14 protein-coding genes are annotated in these 15,102 nt (G+C 47.9%); 6 read left to right on the top strand and 8 right to left on the bottom strand.

The features are described from left to right. Nucleotides 1-95: 95 nt before the first annotated feature. Nucleotides 96-932, bottom strand: coding sequence for a LexA family transcriptional regulator (locus AABK39_RS05955; RefSeq protein ID WP_338394001.1), 837 nt, complete (start codon nucleotides 930-932; stop codon nucleotides 96-98). A 101-nt stretch (nucleotides 933-1,033) separates the two neighbouring features. Further along, nucleotides 1,034-1,309 (bottom strand): hypothetical protein, encoded by a 276-nt coding sequence (locus AABK39_RS05950; RefSeq protein ID WP_338394000.1) that lies wholly within the window; start codon nucleotides 1,307-1,309, stop codon nucleotides 1,034-1,036. Between the two features lie 364 nt (nucleotides 1,310-1,673). Between AABK39_RS05950 and AABK39_RS05945 the strand changes: the two genes are divergently transcribed. The 5 genes from AABK39_RS05945 to AABK39_RS05925 all read left to right on the top strand — a co-directional run bounded on the left by AABK39_RS05945 (nucleotide 1,674) and on the right by AABK39_RS05925 (nucleotide 6,542). Then, nucleotides 1,674-2,414: a segregation and condensation protein A gene (locus AABK39_RS05945; protein ID WP_338393999.1), complete on the top strand. Its 741-nt coding sequence runs from the start codon at nucleotides 1,674-1,676 to the stop codon at nucleotides 2,412-2,414. Nucleotides 2,415-2,426: 12 nt separating this feature from the next. Continuing rightward, on the top strand, nucleotides 2,427-3,482 hold the full coding sequence (locus tag AABK39_RS05940; RefSeq protein WP_338393998.1) for a lysylphosphatidylglycerol synthase transmembrane domain-containing protein: 1,056 nt from the start codon (nucleotides 2,427-2,429) through the stop codon (nucleotides 3,480-3,482). Between the two features lies 1 nt (nucleotide 3,483). Next, nucleotides 3,484-4,155, top strand: coding sequence for a DUF2461 domain-containing protein (locus AABK39_RS05935; RefSeq protein WP_338393997.1), 672 nt, complete (start codon nucleotides 3,484-3,486; stop codon nucleotides 4,153-4,155). Between the two features lie 73 nt (nucleotides 4,156-4,228). Then, nucleotides 4,229-4,594: a SpaA isopeptide-forming pilin-related protein gene (locus AABK39_RS05930; protein ID WP_338393996.1), complete on the top strand. Its 366-nt coding sequence runs from the start codon at nucleotides 4,229-4,231 to the stop codon at nucleotides 4,592-4,594. A gap of 262 nt (nucleotides 4,595-4,856) precedes the next feature. Beyond that, entirely contained in the window at nucleotides 4,857-6,542 is a 1,686-nt protein-coding gene (locus tag AABK39_RS05925; protein WP_338393995.1) for a DUF6909 family protein, read from the top strand. 837 nt (nucleotides 6,543-7,379) lie between these two features. On the opposite strand, the gene AABK39_RS05920 is transcribed toward AABK39_RS05925, so the two are convergent. The 4 genes from AABK39_RS05920 to AABK39_RS05905 all read right to left on the bottom strand — a co-directional run bounded on the left by AABK39_RS05920 (nucleotide 7,380) and on the right by AABK39_RS05905 (nucleotide 10,315). Further along, entirely contained in the window at nucleotides 7,380-8,246 is an 867-nt protein-coding gene (locus tag AABK39_RS05920) for an ion transporter (protein ID WP_338393994.1), read from the bottom strand. Nucleotides 8,247-8,371: 125 nt separating this feature from the next. Continuing rightward, the gene (locus AABK39_RS05915; RefSeq protein WP_338393993.1) at nucleotides 8,372-9,463 is read right to left on the bottom strand and encodes a glycosyltransferase; all 1,092 of its coding nucleotides are present in this window, start codon (nucleotides 9,461-9,463) and stop codon (nucleotides 8,372-8,374) included. Between the two features lie 71 nt (nucleotides 9,464-9,534). Then, nucleotides 9,535-9,834 carry a hypothetical protein gene (locus AABK39_RS05910; protein ID WP_338393992.1) on the bottom strand — a complete coding sequence of 100 codons (300 nt, stop codon included), beginning with the start codon at nucleotides 9,832-9,834 and terminating at the stop codon, nucleotides 9,535-9,537. A gap of 25 nt (nucleotides 9,835-9,859) precedes the next feature. Further along, nucleotides 9,860-10,315: a TIGR03792 family protein gene (locus AABK39_RS05905; protein ID WP_338393991.1), complete on the bottom strand. Its 456-nt coding sequence runs from the start codon at nucleotides 10,313-10,315 to the stop codon at nucleotides 9,860-9,862. On the opposite strand from AABK39_RS05905, the gene AABK39_RS05900 reads away from it, so the two are divergent. Then, on the top strand, nucleotides 10,314-11,147 hold the full coding sequence (locus AABK39_RS05900) for a hypothetical protein (RefSeq protein WP_338393990.1): 834 nt from the start codon (nucleotides 10,314-10,316) through the stop codon (nucleotides 11,145-11,147). The two genes, AABK39_RS05905 and AABK39_RS05900, sit on opposite strands and share 2 nt — an antisense overlap. 1 nt (nucleotide 11,148) lies before the next feature. Here the strand turns inward: AABK39_RS05900 and AABK39_RS05895 are convergent, their stop codons facing one another. Further along, nucleotides 11,149-14,052, bottom strand: a complete 2,904-nt coding sequence (locus tag AABK39_RS05895) for a hypothetical protein (RefSeq protein ID WP_338393989.1) — start codon at nucleotides 14,050-14,052, stop codon at nucleotides 11,149-11,151. 159 nt (nucleotides 14,053-14,211) lie between these two features. Further along, complete coding sequence (surE, locus tag AABK39_RS05890) at nucleotides 14,212-14,982, bottom strand: 5'/3'-nucleotidase SurE (protein WP_338393988.1); 771 nt, start codon at nucleotides 14,980-14,982, stop codon at nucleotides 14,212-14,214. Between the last annotated feature and the right edge of the window lie 120 nt (nucleotides 14,983-15,102).

Here is a 15,102-nt window from a genome sequence, read left to right as displayed (position 1 = left end):
GCTATTTATAGAAAATTTTGGGCAAAGCTATAAAATTCCAGCCAATTTCCGATGCGAAATCAATGCGTATTCGCACTCGGCGAAACCTCTCCCATTCAGGCGTTCTCTTCCCTCAACCTTACAATCTCCTCACGCAACTCCAACACAATACTTGTCAACTTCTCCAACGTCATCGGCTCAGCGGGGTAAGCGTCCAAACTGTTGTTGTGATCAGGGAAGTGTACGCTTATAAACGCTTTGGCTGACCAAACTTCTTTCACCGAAGAAGCGTCAATCTCGTAAGGCGTGTATGTTTGGTTATCCGACGATAGGAACAATTTTCCGTTTTCATGCAGATAATTGAACACACGCTTGTATACCACCCCTTCATCTTGGGTTACGAGCACATATGTTTTTCCGCTCACAATATCTGCCACAGATTCCACATACTGCCCGACGACAATCGTCCCCGATTCCAGTGGCAACATCGAATCACCGCTGATCTCAAAGGCCCTATAAGTTCCTGAACCCGGTAAGAACGGCAACTGGAACTTAGGCAAATCCCGAATGTACTCAGGATCGGAATATCCGTTAGTATAACCAGCCGAAGCCCTCTGAGGCACCAACTCTATGTTCTCTTTCTCCTCGTCATTCACGGTAATGGCCAGAATTTTTGTTTCCTGGGCCACATTTACTCCAGACTCGTTTAACCGGACGGAATATTTCAGCAATTCGTCTTGCGATGCACCGTCAAGTTCGTAGCTGATAAGCGCATCTACCGAAATGTCGAACAAACGGGAGATAGACAACAGGTTATTCCACCTCGGGTCGGAGCGACCTTCTTCGTAAGCGCCCACCAAAGAACGCTTGATACCGATCTTTTCGGCAAATTTGGCTTGGGTAAGACCGGCGCGCTTGCGCAGGTAACGGATATTTCGGCTAATTAGCGACATGGCGTTTATCGGTTTGGTGTTTGGATCCCGCCTTAGTCAAGAAGCGGAAAGCAATTCGTTTATCTAAATTTAAAAAACATTTTCTGATAAAAATAATGGGCTCATGCTAAAACATTTTTATACACCAGCAACCGGTCGCTCAAAGGCAACCTCCGCCCTAAGCGATAAAGCTGGCCATGCTGATACATATCGCCCTCAATGGCGCGCCTCACACCCACTTTCACATCCGCCAACACCTCATCCTCGGTGGCGTGGTCATCGGCTAACAGATACCCGTAACAAAGTTCCTGGTCCAACGACGTTGCCCGGAACTTAACCTGATATTTTCCGGACTTGAGCCTCGTGGCCGATAATTTGATCGTCATTTTGCGGTTCATGGCTATAGTTGTTTTAGCTAACTCGTAAAGCGAAGCGATGAATACCTAACCAATTTAGTTAATCGAAATTTACTACGCAAACAAAACTCCCAACAAAAATAGCATATACTAAAATTAATCTGACAAAAACCGCATCAGGAGTTCGGAAACGCGATAAAATTTTTATCACAGACCAAAAATAATTTTCAAAAAAACTAAACGGACGAAGGTATTGTCCCCAAAGCCGCATGACAGGCACAAAACACACCGACTTTTTCTTCACCGAACCATTTCTTCACATTCAAGAAATCTCTATAGGCTAAGCATAGTCGAATACTTGCCATATATTTGTATAATTACGGATTCGGAAAAAGCGTCACTACACATGAGTTTCGAAATCAAACTGCCATTATTCGAAGGCCCTTTCGATTTGTTGCTGTTCTTTATCGAACGTGACGAGCTGGATATCCACGACATCCCGATAGCCAGTGTCACCGATGACTTTCTCGACTACCTCCGCCAACTAGAACAGGTGAACATCGAAGTCGCAGGCGAATTTATACTTGTGGCTTCCACTTTGATGAGAATCAAGGCCAAAATGTTACTTCCTCGCCCCGAACTCGACGAAGAAGGCAACGAGATCGACCCCAGGGAAGAGCTTATCGCGCACCTTTTGGAATATAAACGTTACAAATCCGTGCTTGAGGAGTTCCGGGATATGGAAGAAAACAGCCTCGGCTCTGCCAAAAGAGGAAACGTGCTGTCCGAAATCCGGGAACTCGCCAAAGATATCGACTCCATAGACGAGGAACTGCAAGACGTGGACTTGTACAAAATGCTTAAAGTCTACCAAAAACTCATTACACGATACGAAAACACCAAAGACCAACCCGTCCACCGGATAGCTCCGTACCCTTACACGGTTAACGGACAAAAAGAATTCATCAGCAAAAGCCTCCGGGACGGAAAAAACCTTTCGTTTTCCGAGATTATCCTGACGAACCCCGAGAAAATAGCCGTAATATTCAACTTTCTGGCCATACTCGAGCTTCTTCAAGTCCAAAAGATCCAAATTGCGATCGGCGAAGGCTATAACGACTTCACCATCGAAAAATCCGTCGCCTGACAAATTTCCCGCATGAAACAACAGCACGAAGCGCTCAAAACGCTTAACCCGAATAAAGTCTGGATTCCCACGATTCTGGGACTGGCCTTCGTAGTTTACCAGTTTTATACCGACCCGAATCTCAGCCCGTCCACTTTCAGGCTTGTCAGCGACGCCAAACCTTGGCCCATCATCCTTGCCTTTTTGGTCATCATTGCCCGCGACGCTGGCTATGTTTACCGTATCAGAACCCTAACTGAAAAGCGTCTCTCCTGGGTTCGGAGTATCTACGTAATCATTCTTTGGGAATTCGCCTCGGCCGTTACGCCTTCCGTTGTGGGAGGCACCGCCGTAGCCGTATTTATATTACTAATGGAGGGCATCACCATCGGGCGGGCCAGCGCTTACGTTATGCTTTCTTCCATTCTCGACAACGGATTCTTTATCCTATTCGCCCCGTTGGTGCTTCTTTACACAGGCCAATCCGTGTTTCCCGTCGTAGATATCGGAAGCCTTAAGCTCGGGCTTTCCAGCCTTTTCTGGATCAGCTACGCTCTAATCGTTCTTTATTGTCTGATATTCTCGTACGCATTACTGATAAGGCCTAGTGGCTTCAAATGGCTTTTGCTTAAAGTCACAAGCCTAAGGCCTTTGAGAAAATGGCGACGGGGAGCCTATAACTACGGAAACGAAATTGTAGAAGCCTCAAAACAACTTGCTGGCAAAGCAAAAGGCTATTGGATCCGCATCATCGTCTCCACCATTTTCGTATGGTGCGCCCGCTACACTATGCTCAACTGCCTGATTTCGGCATACGCCGACGTTGACTTCACCGAGCAGATGGGCATCTTCGGCAAGCAAATTATTATGTGGATCATCATGCTGGTTTCGCCCACACCGGGCAGTAGCGGAACCGCCGAGTATTTCTTTACCCAATTTTTCAACGGCTACCTCGGCGACTACACCTTTATCACCAGCATCCTTTGGCGCTCCCTTTCGTATTATCCATATCTGATTATCGGCGCTATCTTTTTGCGTCCGTGGCTTGTCCACAGCCTTAAAAACCGATCAAAAGAACAAAAAAACTAACATGGCCAACTCAACAGAACCGGTAAAAAGCATCCTCGACTTTCTAGAAAAATTGAAAGACAACAATAACCGGGACTGGATGCAAGACAACAAAAAGACTTATCAGGCGGCAAAGCAAAACTTCGAAGCCATAACGGCCGACACGCTGACCGATCTCATAGCCATCGAGCCCGATATGGCAGGTCTCGACCCGAAGAAATGTACCTTCCGCCTAAACCGCGACACGCGTTTTAGCAAAGACAAGGCGCCGTACAAGACCAACTTCGGAGCCTACTTCGCCGAAGGGGGCAAGAAATCGGGCAACGCCGGATATTACCTTCACCTTGAGCCGGGACAATGCTTTCTGGGTGCCGGAATTTACATGCCTGACGGTGAACAACTAAAAAAAATCAGGCAAGAGATCGATTATAACGCTTCGGAATTGAAAGCTGTCACGGAAAAAGATAAATTTGCTGAATACTTCGGGGCCATCAAAGGCGACAAACTCAAACGGGCACCCAAGGGTTATGACCCTTCGCACCCAAACATCGAGCTCCTGAAGCTCAAAAGCTACTTTGTCACAAGGCCGTTGACAGACGAACAAGTGACAAGCCCCGACCTTCGCGCCACAGTCGCGGAGAGTTTTGACATCGTAAGGCCATTCGTGGAATACCTTAACGCGGCATTGTCCTGACCCTTTCGGTCGGTCCCGCACCGTACACGTGGTGATTTTTTCCTAAGTTTAATATTTATATAGAGCTATTCAGATGAGAAAGAGTATTTTGCTGACTACCGTTCTCGCCATTTTCGCCGTCGCATTCATGAGCGGCGCGCAAGCTGGCATCCTGCCAACCAACCTCCGTTTTACGGTGATTGACGAGTCCGGAAACGTCGTAAAAGGAGCGAGCGTGACTCTCTATGAAAACGAGAAGGACTATCTCAACGAGAAAAACCCTATCGCCATGCTGAAAACTGACGCGAAGGGCAGAGTAACATTCAAGAAACTTTCGCCGAAAGCGTATTACATCATGGCCAAAAAAGGCGACAAGACCAACGAAGGAGGAGGCGAAAAGACCTTCAAACTCGTTTCGGGAAGGCTTAACAAAATCAACATTGTGATCCAAGAGTCCTAAAAAGACCAGCGGAACACAGGTGAAAAAATACGGAACCAAACGCAACCTTATACGCAAAGTCCCGTAAGCGTACCGAAACGTCGCCAAAACTTCACAAAAACACACAACGCCGGCAATATTGCCGGCGTTTATGCAATACGGCAATCCGTAACCTGGCAAAAGGCTTGGCTCCGCGGAACACCGCCAAACCCAATACCCGCCAACAGGCCAAACACCCGGCCACAGGCGAGCGCATACATCTTCAACCTAAACCTAAAGCGATTTGGAAAGGACTAAAGCACAGGAATCGAGAGCAGCTATCGAAAGGCTATACATCACGATGCGCCACCTTTTTAACCGCGGGTACTACAAACCCTCGGGCGAATCGGGCAAAGCCATCATCAACGCGCTCCTTACCCTCAGCCCCGAGATATACGGATCCATGGCCGAAGCCGAAAAGGTGGAGCTCGAAGGCCTCGTATACGCCATCGACCGCCTGCCAAAAGGCATCGAAGAGTGCAGGTTTATCACCCTCACGTCTGACGAAGGCCTGCGCAACGCCTCTTTCGAAGTTATTACCCCCTCGAAAAGAAGACGCAATTGCTTCCGCATCGACGAGGAGCAAATGTTCATCGAAGTAACCCGCGGGCGCAGCGAGATATACGACATACTGGCGCACCTGACATTCCTCTTCGTAGAAGCCCGTAAAATAAAAGAGAAAGCCCTTGACGCCAAAGGCGAAAAAACCCGCGAATGGCTCAAGATCGAAGAGATTGTAAAAGGCGGAAAGCCCGAAGACGAACTGCACGACAAGGAAATCGCCTTCACTTACCTGGGCACAGTACTGGCCCGCACCTATGACGAAGTGGAGAAAGCCTACGCCAGATTCCAAGAGTCTACCGGCCAAAACTCAGGGCTTTTCCACGTAATATACTGGCTTGGAAAACTCGCCATAGAGGAAGAATCGCTGGGCAGAGACCGTAAGATCAACTTTTCCCCGTCATTGCGCGAGCGCATCGGCCACCATATATACGGCGAGCGTTGGGCCGCCAATATCAAAAGCTCACTCATCAGCCACAAACTCTTCGACAGGCCATTGCACATCATCAGCGCAAACCTCCACAGCGTTATGAATTCGCTGTACGCCGTCGGCGCTTTGGGCAAAAAATACAAGGACATTCCGCTGGAAGAGATAGCCGTAACCCTCAGCAAAAGGGAGAACGGACACCTCCGCGAAAAGGTGGAAGACTACGCCAAACGCCACGGACTCGTCACTCTCTCCGATCCTTTCGGCACAAATATCGGTGTGCAGATCATAGACACCTCAAAGCTTAACCTGGCCCAACTGCCCAAAGAACTGAGCTTTGACAAGGAGTACCTTCAGCAAGAAAGCCCCGTTATCTTCGTAATGGACTACGCCTTCGGCGAGCAGGCCTTCGAAACCATGGACGAACTCCTCAAACCGCACCGCACGGACACCGCCACACTGCACCTAAACGCAAGATCTATCGCCGTAATGGGCAAGGCGGGCATCCTCACCGGCAACAAAGGCGACATCATGCTCCCTACTGCCCACATCTTCGAAGGCACGTCGGACAACTATCCGTTTAACAACGACCTCGATCCCGAAGACTTCAAGGGGCGCGGACTCGAAGTGATGGAAGGCACCATGCTCACCGTTCTCGGCACTTCCCTGCAGAACAAAGACGTATTGCGTTACTTCCGCAACTCGTCTTGGAACACCGTAGGTCTGGAAATGGAAGGCGCGCACTACCAAAAAGCCATACAGGCGGCGGCCAAAATCCGCCACTCCATCAGCCCCGACGTAGCCCTTCGCTACGCCTACTACGCCTCGGACAACCCTCTGATGACAGGACATTCCCTCGCATCCGGAAGCCTTGGTGTCATCGGCGTACGGCCAACGTACCTGATTACGGTTAACTTCCTGAACAAAATCCTTAACCAATAAGGCAAAACATCACGTACACAAAGGCGCAACAAACCGCCAAACGATACGCAAGGCCCAAAGCACTGGCCCATTCCCCAAAGAATAACTAAATTCGGACAAGGGAAAAAGCCACTGAACACCAGACGAGGAAACACCTCTCACGGTACATCAAAGGCCTTTTCACAAGAAAACCCGGAGTCTTTTGACTCCGGGTTTTCTTTTTACATACTATATCACACCAACAAACACAGTATATATACCCCTAAAATATAGTATGTAATACACCAAAACCCAGTATGTAACCGCTCCTTACATACTATGTTTCAATTCAAAACTCAGCACCTACAACATAAAAACACAGTAGCTAACCACATCATACACCTCGAAAACCAGACAAAGACACCTAATCATTCTATACCTTACACAGCGAACTCATCACCAAAAGTCACCACAAAAGCCATAACAATACCCCAGAATCTAATCCCAATAAAAGAAGGCCACCCGCAAACCCCAGCCCTTTGCCACGCTTGACACCTAACATCACGCCCCAAACGCGCCCTAAAAAAAGCAAAAAACACCTTCCTTCCGCATGAACACACGCAATCAAACCACACAATACCAAGGGATTCAGTTTTTCATCAAACCAGTAAAAGACACAGATTAAAAAGACTCCAGATCATCATCAAACCAACAAAAGGCAAAGATTATAAGGCCTCCAGATTATCATCGAACCAATAAAACACACAGATTAAAAAGACTTCAGATCGTATCAAAGGCCCAAAACACGCGTCGGCCAGCGCAAGGCTCCAGCCTTGTGCTTACCTCACAGGGAGCTTCCAAGTTCCCTCCGCCACCAAACTAAGGATGTTGCCCATCCTTCAGCTTCTCGCCACAATGCGGACAGAAGTTATAAGGGTACTCCTCCACGCCCTTTTTCTTCTCCGCTTTCTTTTTCTTCTTCTCCTTTTGGGCGTCCAATTGTTCCAAAAAAGCCGAACTGATAATACCCGTAGGCAAGGCTACCAGCCCGATACCCAGCACGGCTATCACTCCGCCAAAGAACCTTCCCCAGCCCGTAATGGGATAAATATCGCCATAACCCACAGTGGTTAGCGTAGCGATAGACCACCAAAACGCGTCCAACACATTGGCGAACACGTCCGGTTGTGCCTCGTGCTCGATATCATACATCAGCGTAGCGGCTATCGACATCAGGAGCAAGGTCACAAACACCGTAACAAAGATATCCGTCTTCTTGCTCATCAGCACCTGCCCCACCAGGCGCATCGACTTAGAATACCGGTTGAGTTTGAGAATCCACAGCAGGCGCATCAGCCTGAGGCTCCGCAAAACGCGCAAGTCCGTAGTGACAAAAAACGGCAGATAAAAAGGAAGAATAGCCAAAAGGTCAATCAACCCGCCCCCGGAGAGCACGAATTTGACCCTAGACCCGACGGTTCCCGCTTTGGGATACCGTATGTCCGCCACCCAAAGCCTCAGCAAATACTCCACTGAAAAAACCGAAACGGTCACAACCTCAAACACTTCGAAAAAAGCACCGTACTTTAGCTTGTAACCCTTAAAGGATTCCAGCATCACTACCACCACGTTGGCCAGAATCAAAACCGATATAAAGGCTTCCAAAAACTTATTTCCCTCACGGTTACTGTTGATAACCAACATCTCCGCCACCTTGCTTTTTATAGTATTCAGCCGTTTACCCATAATTGACGCACTTGTTTTCTCTTCGGACAAACCTAAAAGGCCTCCCGAATCTACCCACCCAATTTTGAATATAAGTGAGATAAAAATAAACTAAAAAGGAATAACATGCATCCCAAAAAAGGAAATCAGCCTTTCAAACCGGATTTCACCCAATCCAAAGCCCTATTTCTCCAAGCTTCTTCCGAAAAATCACGGGCCACACGGTCCCTACAAGCCTGTCTGTCAAGGTTCCCAATACGCTTATAAGCTTCGCACAACGCCTCCACATCTCCCAAGGGCACCACAAAACCAGTCTGCCCGTGCCGAACGGCGTGCCTCGGACCAGGACTGTCATAGGCAATTACGGGTACGCCACAAGCCATTGCCTCCAACATGACTATACCCAAGGCTTCGCCCCATTTGGGAGTGAATATCAAAGCTTCGCACTCCCCTATCTCTTCTGCCAAACGTCCGCGGTCCACAAAGCCCACGTACTCGTATGTTTCCTCGGAATATTTGCCTTTCAGCCCTTCCCAATATTCCCCATCCTGTACCACTCCGAATATCCTTAGCCTGACGTTTTGCCTTTCGGCAAAGTCCAAAGCGTCCTCAAGCCCTTTTTCTTCGGTAATTCTGCCTATCCAAGCCACTGTTTTCCCTTCGGCCTTTTTCCTGAAACGATAGCGATCCAATGACAACCCGTAGCCCAAATCAGTGAACCGATCAGGGACAGCGTCCTCGTAAGTACCCAATTGCTCACGATTCAACACCGCCAAAGCCTTTGGCCTAAAAGCCGACAAATCCCGAATCAAAGCGTCAAGTTCAGGCGTTTGTGAGCAGATACTCAAGTAATGTAATATGGGAACTCTGGAAAGGTAGGATTGAAAAAACGCGGGCCAATCATATGAGAAGTTCAATACCAAGTCAAACTCTTCGGCCCGTTTGCCTATTTGCCTTAAAGCCTCAGTCAAAGCCGTATCGGCCTCTACTTTCCCCCTGTCTTCTGTAAGAAACTGAATTGGCTTTACCAAAGCGCCCTCCACCGTCCGGAGATGTATTTCCTTTGGCGCTACGGAGCCTTCCGGGCAAAAAACCTCCACGTCAGCCCCAGCCTCAATCATCCAAGAAGCGAACTTAAGTACGTCCTGCTCCACACCCCCGCCGTATCCACGCCCCAATGGCGAAACCGCCGTTGAGATTATCGCTATCCTTTTGTGTTCCAAAATCGGTATAGACATAGGGATTAACCGTATTGTTTCAATACAAAATAAGATATGATAACATCAAAAACAGGGCAAATAGGGAAAAACTAGAAGCCACAACCAAGTAAAAATAACTTAAAAACCACCAAAGTATCGATCACGGCCGTCAGCCCATTGGATATAAACACGGCACGCCTACCAAATACCAACCCATATATCGACCAACAAGTAGCCGTAACGGCGTACAACAACCAAGTGACCATTGACACTCCCTCAGCCATATGTCCATGTGTCATATACACCTTATACAGTTGAGGCAATGCGGCGAAAGGGCCAATTATTCCCATAGCCATCATAATATTCTCAATCGTATCTCTGGTCTTCTCGTTGCTGATCAGTTCTTTCATCAGTAGTCTGTCGATTTGTCGCTGTTCACTTTATCGTCTCTCCGTACCCTCCCACATATTTGTATTGGGTCGAGGAACGCAACTCGTAATTTTCCTTGGGGAATAACTTGTGGAAGTTATCGTAAACTTTTTGTTGCTCCACATCCGTTACGGATTTCCAACCACTCAGGCTTTCCCAGTAGATAACTATCCTTACTACGCCCTGTTTTTTACAGTCTTTCCAATATTCTTTTCTTATAAATGCGGGGTATGTTTGCAAAAAAGGAAGCCACGTTTTCTTATCGGCCAGTATAAATCCGTCCTCTTCGCCTGGCGTCATATGAAATTCCAATGACTCGATAACTCCCGGCTTTCTGTATTTCTCCATTGTTTTCGGTCCATTAGTAGCCTTCTTTTTCTCCCGATTGGCGCAGGAAAGCAAAAGCGACAGGCATATACCCACCGTCCACATCCATATCAAAACCGGTACGAATCGTCGCATGCCTGCTTTAGTTTATCATCTTCCCCACATTCCCGAAACGGACAAAGGGCCTGAATCCGAAACATATAAAAAAACCTTGAGGTTTCGTATAAAGCGAAACTTGCCCAAGAAATACCGAAAACACAGAGAAATACTGCCCGAAGTGTTCCTAAACAAAAGAAAAAACGCCCGACACAAACGCTCGGAGAGCAAGCCGTTTCAGGCTATGTGGCAAGACGCCCAAGGCAAAACCCACGACGGTGATCCGCCCAAAGGCTGGATCAAAGCTCAGGGACAATCGCTAGGCGAGTTTTTCATGCCCAACCCTTTGGAACGTGTAGACGGAAAAGTAAAGACTCTAGCGGATATAAAAAGCGTCGTCGAAGGGCTTGACGGTACAGAAGAAGTTCATGGGCTCAACTTCAGGTTCAATTGCCACAAAGACAATATGCCCGGACACGCTTGGTACTCCGTCCTACTACAGGATAAAGAGCTTTTTAACGTAGGCAGTGGTATGAGTGGCATTCCCGACAGGCACAGTGGCGCGCACTACGAATTTCTTAGCTATACCGACAATGACGAATTCGCCAAAAAGACTCATCACAGAGACTATCCCATAACTTCGAAGCAAGTTAGGAACTTGGTCAGGGAATTGGAAGCGTACAGGATAGACAAACCTTACACGATGATGGGTAACAACTGCGCCCACTTCGTAAGACGAACCATGAAAGACCAATTAGGAATAAAACCTCCCTACTGTGGCGTAGTGCCGACACCGAGAGGCTTTATACGTTGGAACTCGCTTAGGAACCTGTCCGTGGGCGCCCTGCGTATGTTGAGACTGATCAAATAGCCTAAAAGTTGAGACCGAAGATGAAGTAGAAGTTATTGTCCTTATTATCCGGTACCCGCACATACCGCACTCCCATACTCACCAAAGGAAGGAATCGGAAATAATTGGCGTCAACAGTCACCTCCCCGCCAAATGAGAAAAAGTCTTTCGACATCCCATCTCCTTCTACGTTAGACAACAAATATCCGTCTTTGCCTCTTCCGAAATCGGCTAAACCCGCCACTCTTATCCGCTGGATATTAACCAAAGGCCCCACTTCCCAGTCGGGATAAGCTATAGGCAAACCGTAATACACCGAACCAACGTACAGATCCTTGAAAATCTGGTAACTATATCCCCTTGGGAAGAAGACCGGACTTGGCAAGCTATAATTATCAGGTGATGTCCGCTGGTACGAAGCGCGAAGCTGTAAAGTATGGTGTTTTGCCAAACCCGGCAGATATCCTGTCCAATTTGTGGTGAAAATTTTCCCTTCATAATCCCCACCAAACGGAGTGTGGCGGAAATAAAGTAGCGAAGTCAATCCCCAACGTGGCGCAAAATCCCGGAAAGAGGTCTTTTGTGTCAAAGAATATTGGATGGTATAGCGCATACTATAAAGGTCACCGTTCTCTTGGCGATCAATAAACTTCACATCACCTGGATAAGGGTAATCGTTAACTTGCGTCAAGCCAAAATACGTTCCGAAAGTAAGATTACTGAAGAGCTTAGAATCCGTAAGCCTAAACGGCAAACGAAGTCCCGCCTCCCAAGTTGTCTCGCGCCATTCCGCATTCCTCACTTCAAACCTATTTCTTCCGACAGGCAAAAACGCCGTATCCGAACGCCCTCTGTTCTCAAACGAGAAATCAATGATCGGATACCAACCTTGGTAACTTACATCCGCTCGCCAGATTCCCTTACCTTCGGATTGATCGAAAATATATCCGCCACTCATCACCATTGTGCTAAGGATATTTTTCGAGATAACTCCCAGTTCAACGTTATTAAAATCCGTAGTGGCGGTCAATCCCCAAGCGTAAGGACGAACCAAATGAGTAAAAGACGAATAAGGCTTATCCTCAAAGTGCTTCTCTTCAGATTTCGCCTTGGCCAATTCCTCCAAAGATTTTCTTTCCTGTTCCACTACCGGGTCAATATAACCCAAGCTGATATTCTTCACCTTGCTTAACGGAGTCCACAACGACGGATTCAGCTCCGTTTCCGCCACGTCCATACCGTTTACCGTGTAGTTGTTGTACAGCATCCGCTGGCCACCGTCCGCAATTGCCGGATTATAAGCGCCGTACTTCGCCGAGGTCACTTTGAATTGCTGTCGTGTTTCCAAATCCAAAGCGTAGATATCGTCTATCCCGCCCACGGCCGAGTTATAGTAAAGGTAATTTCCGTACGCCTGCGGGTGTCCATAATTCTCCGAAGACCACGGCACCAAATGCTCTTCCTTTTGGGAATTCACATCATAGCGAGCCATGGTTTTTCTGTTTTTCAATACTTTGGTATAATAGACATACCTCCCGTCTTCCGACCAACTCGCCATAGCCGGAAAGCTGTTTTTCGGCATTTTGTAACGTCCTTCTTCCGCTCCCGATTCGGCGTTAAGAAACACCAAGGCAAACTCGCCGCTAGTCATTGTCTCTACCGCCACTACTCGTTTGCCGTCTTTTGACAAAGCCGGGCCGGCCAAACGCCCACGGTGCGTCAATTTGGTTTTCTCGCCCGTACGGGTATTCCATATTTTTATATTTGAGAAAGAGCGGGCTCTCCATCTTGTTCCATAACCGTATTCGGCCCAAATCACTTTGTCATTTTCCACGGAGAGCATTCCCGCCTCGTTCACTATACCGGGCATCTTGAAATACTTCGCGTTTCCGTCTTTTTCCACAAAAACAAACTCGCCGGGATTTGACATCCCTGTGCGGTAAGCCAAGACAGATCCGTCTGAAAGGTAACGCGGGTATTTGTAATCCGTGTAAATTTCGTCGGGCCGGTTATTTAGGGTCTGAAAGCTATTCTCATTCACTTCGTCCACTTGCTCTCGCCATAAATTCCGAAGCTCTGACCACGCGTCTTGATAATTTTCAAGCGTATTTTTGCCAGTTACTTTTTCAGTGGCAATTCCCCAAGTAAAAGGCAAGTAGAATTTATTCACGGCACGGCGCTGGATATCGGCCACGGCATCTTCACCGTTTTCCCTTCTCAAGTAAGAAACCAAATAAAAGCCCGTGACATAGTGGTTCGGTACAAAATCCTTAAATGACCTCAACGCTTGTTTGCTATACGTAAACAGGCCTTTCTCCAAGAGATTCGCTTTTAGCGCCACGCTAAATTCGGGAATACGACCGCGCCCGCTTTGAGTCAAAGCCGTTTCGGCCATTACGGCGTCGCCTTCCCAAAACCACTCGGGCGAAGCGTAATACGCCACGGCACCGGCAGTCTGCTCACCAAACAACCAATAAACCCACTTGGTAGGCCCGGTAAGGATACGTTCGTTCTGGACAACGTGCCTGTATTCGTGAACACTCAGCTGGTGTAGCCAATCGTTAGAGCCCAAATGGTTATAATCCTGCGGTGGCGTGGTGAAAAACTCGGAATGGCGCGGACTCATCGAAACAAAGCCGTTGGAAACGCTATTCTCGTTTCGCATCACTACGCTAATCTTCCTTGGCCTTAGGCCTAAAGAGTTTGAGCCCGGGATATAAAGGTTCTCCAAATCCTGAAGAACGCTTAAACCTTCAGTCTTGAATGTTTTCGGGTAAAGAACCTTGAAGTGTACCGTATTCGCTTGGCGCCAGTCCGTTAACGAAGATGAATTGGTTTGGACTTGGGCCCGTTGGGCGAAAACCCCGTAAGCTGAAAAAGCCAAAAGGAATAAAACGATTACCGACCGTATAAAGATTAACCGCATAGAAAAACATTTTGTGCCATGGCCTTACAAGCGCCAAAAACCGATCCTCGATGATTGTCTTATTTTGGGCAAACTAAAAATTACCCATAAAAAAAGGGAACTAATTCCCTAAAAAAGACACGCCGAAGCCACAAACAGTAGCTTCGGGCAGTAATTATATCAAAATTCCCACTCGCCCAGAACGCTCATGGCGTGATGAGCGGTAAGATCGAATTGTATCGGTACCACGGACACGTAATTGTTCGCAATAGCCCATTCGTCATTATCTTCTCCCTTGTCGAAGTTCACGAAATTACCGGCCATCCAATAATACGGCTGTCCCATCGGATCGAAGCGCTGCTCGAACTCCTCTTCCCACTTCGCGCGGGCCTGACGGCAAATCCGGACGCCTTTGATCTCTTCCTCCTGTTTTTTGGGGAAATTTACATTCAGTGTCAGAAACTTCGGCAAGCCTTCATCCAACACTTTCGAAGCTATGGATTTCACATATTCACGTATATGCGAAAAATCCGCGTTGTGGGAATAATCGCAAAGCGAAAAGCCGATGGCCGGGATATTCTCAATTGCCGCCTCAATCGCCGCCGACATGGTGCCGGAATACAGCACGCTGATGGAGCTATTGCTTCCGTGATTGATGCCACTGACCACCAAATCCGGCTGACGGTCTTTCAAAGCGTAGTGCTTGGCAAGTTTCACACAATCCGCAGGAGTACCGGAACACTCAAAAGCCGTTACGTCATCGAAGATGTCGCTATCGACCAAGCGCAAGGGCTTCCCGATGGTAATGGCGTGTCCCATTCCCGATTGCGGACTGTTCGGCGCCACTACGGCCACGTCGCCAAGCTCTTTCATCACCTCTACCAACATCCGGATTCCGGGAGCCGTGATTCCGTCGTCGTTGGTCACCAATATCAATGGTCTTTCCTGCATAATCTTCCGTTTAGAATAATCGAAAAGTTCCGTCTACGGAAAGGATTTTCCAACCGACCCGCATTTTTTTTCGGTTAAAAATTCCCGCATAAGCAAAACCCCGGCATACGGACTTATCCG

The organism is Fulvitalea axinellae (assembly GCF_036492835.1).
Taxonomy (GTDB): Bacteria; Bacteroidota; Bacteroidia; order Cytophagales; family Cyclobacteriaceae; genus Fulvitalea; species Fulvitalea axinellae.
Note: the sequence above shows the minus strand (reverse complement) of the source record. Positions and strands in the feature narration are given on the sequence as shown.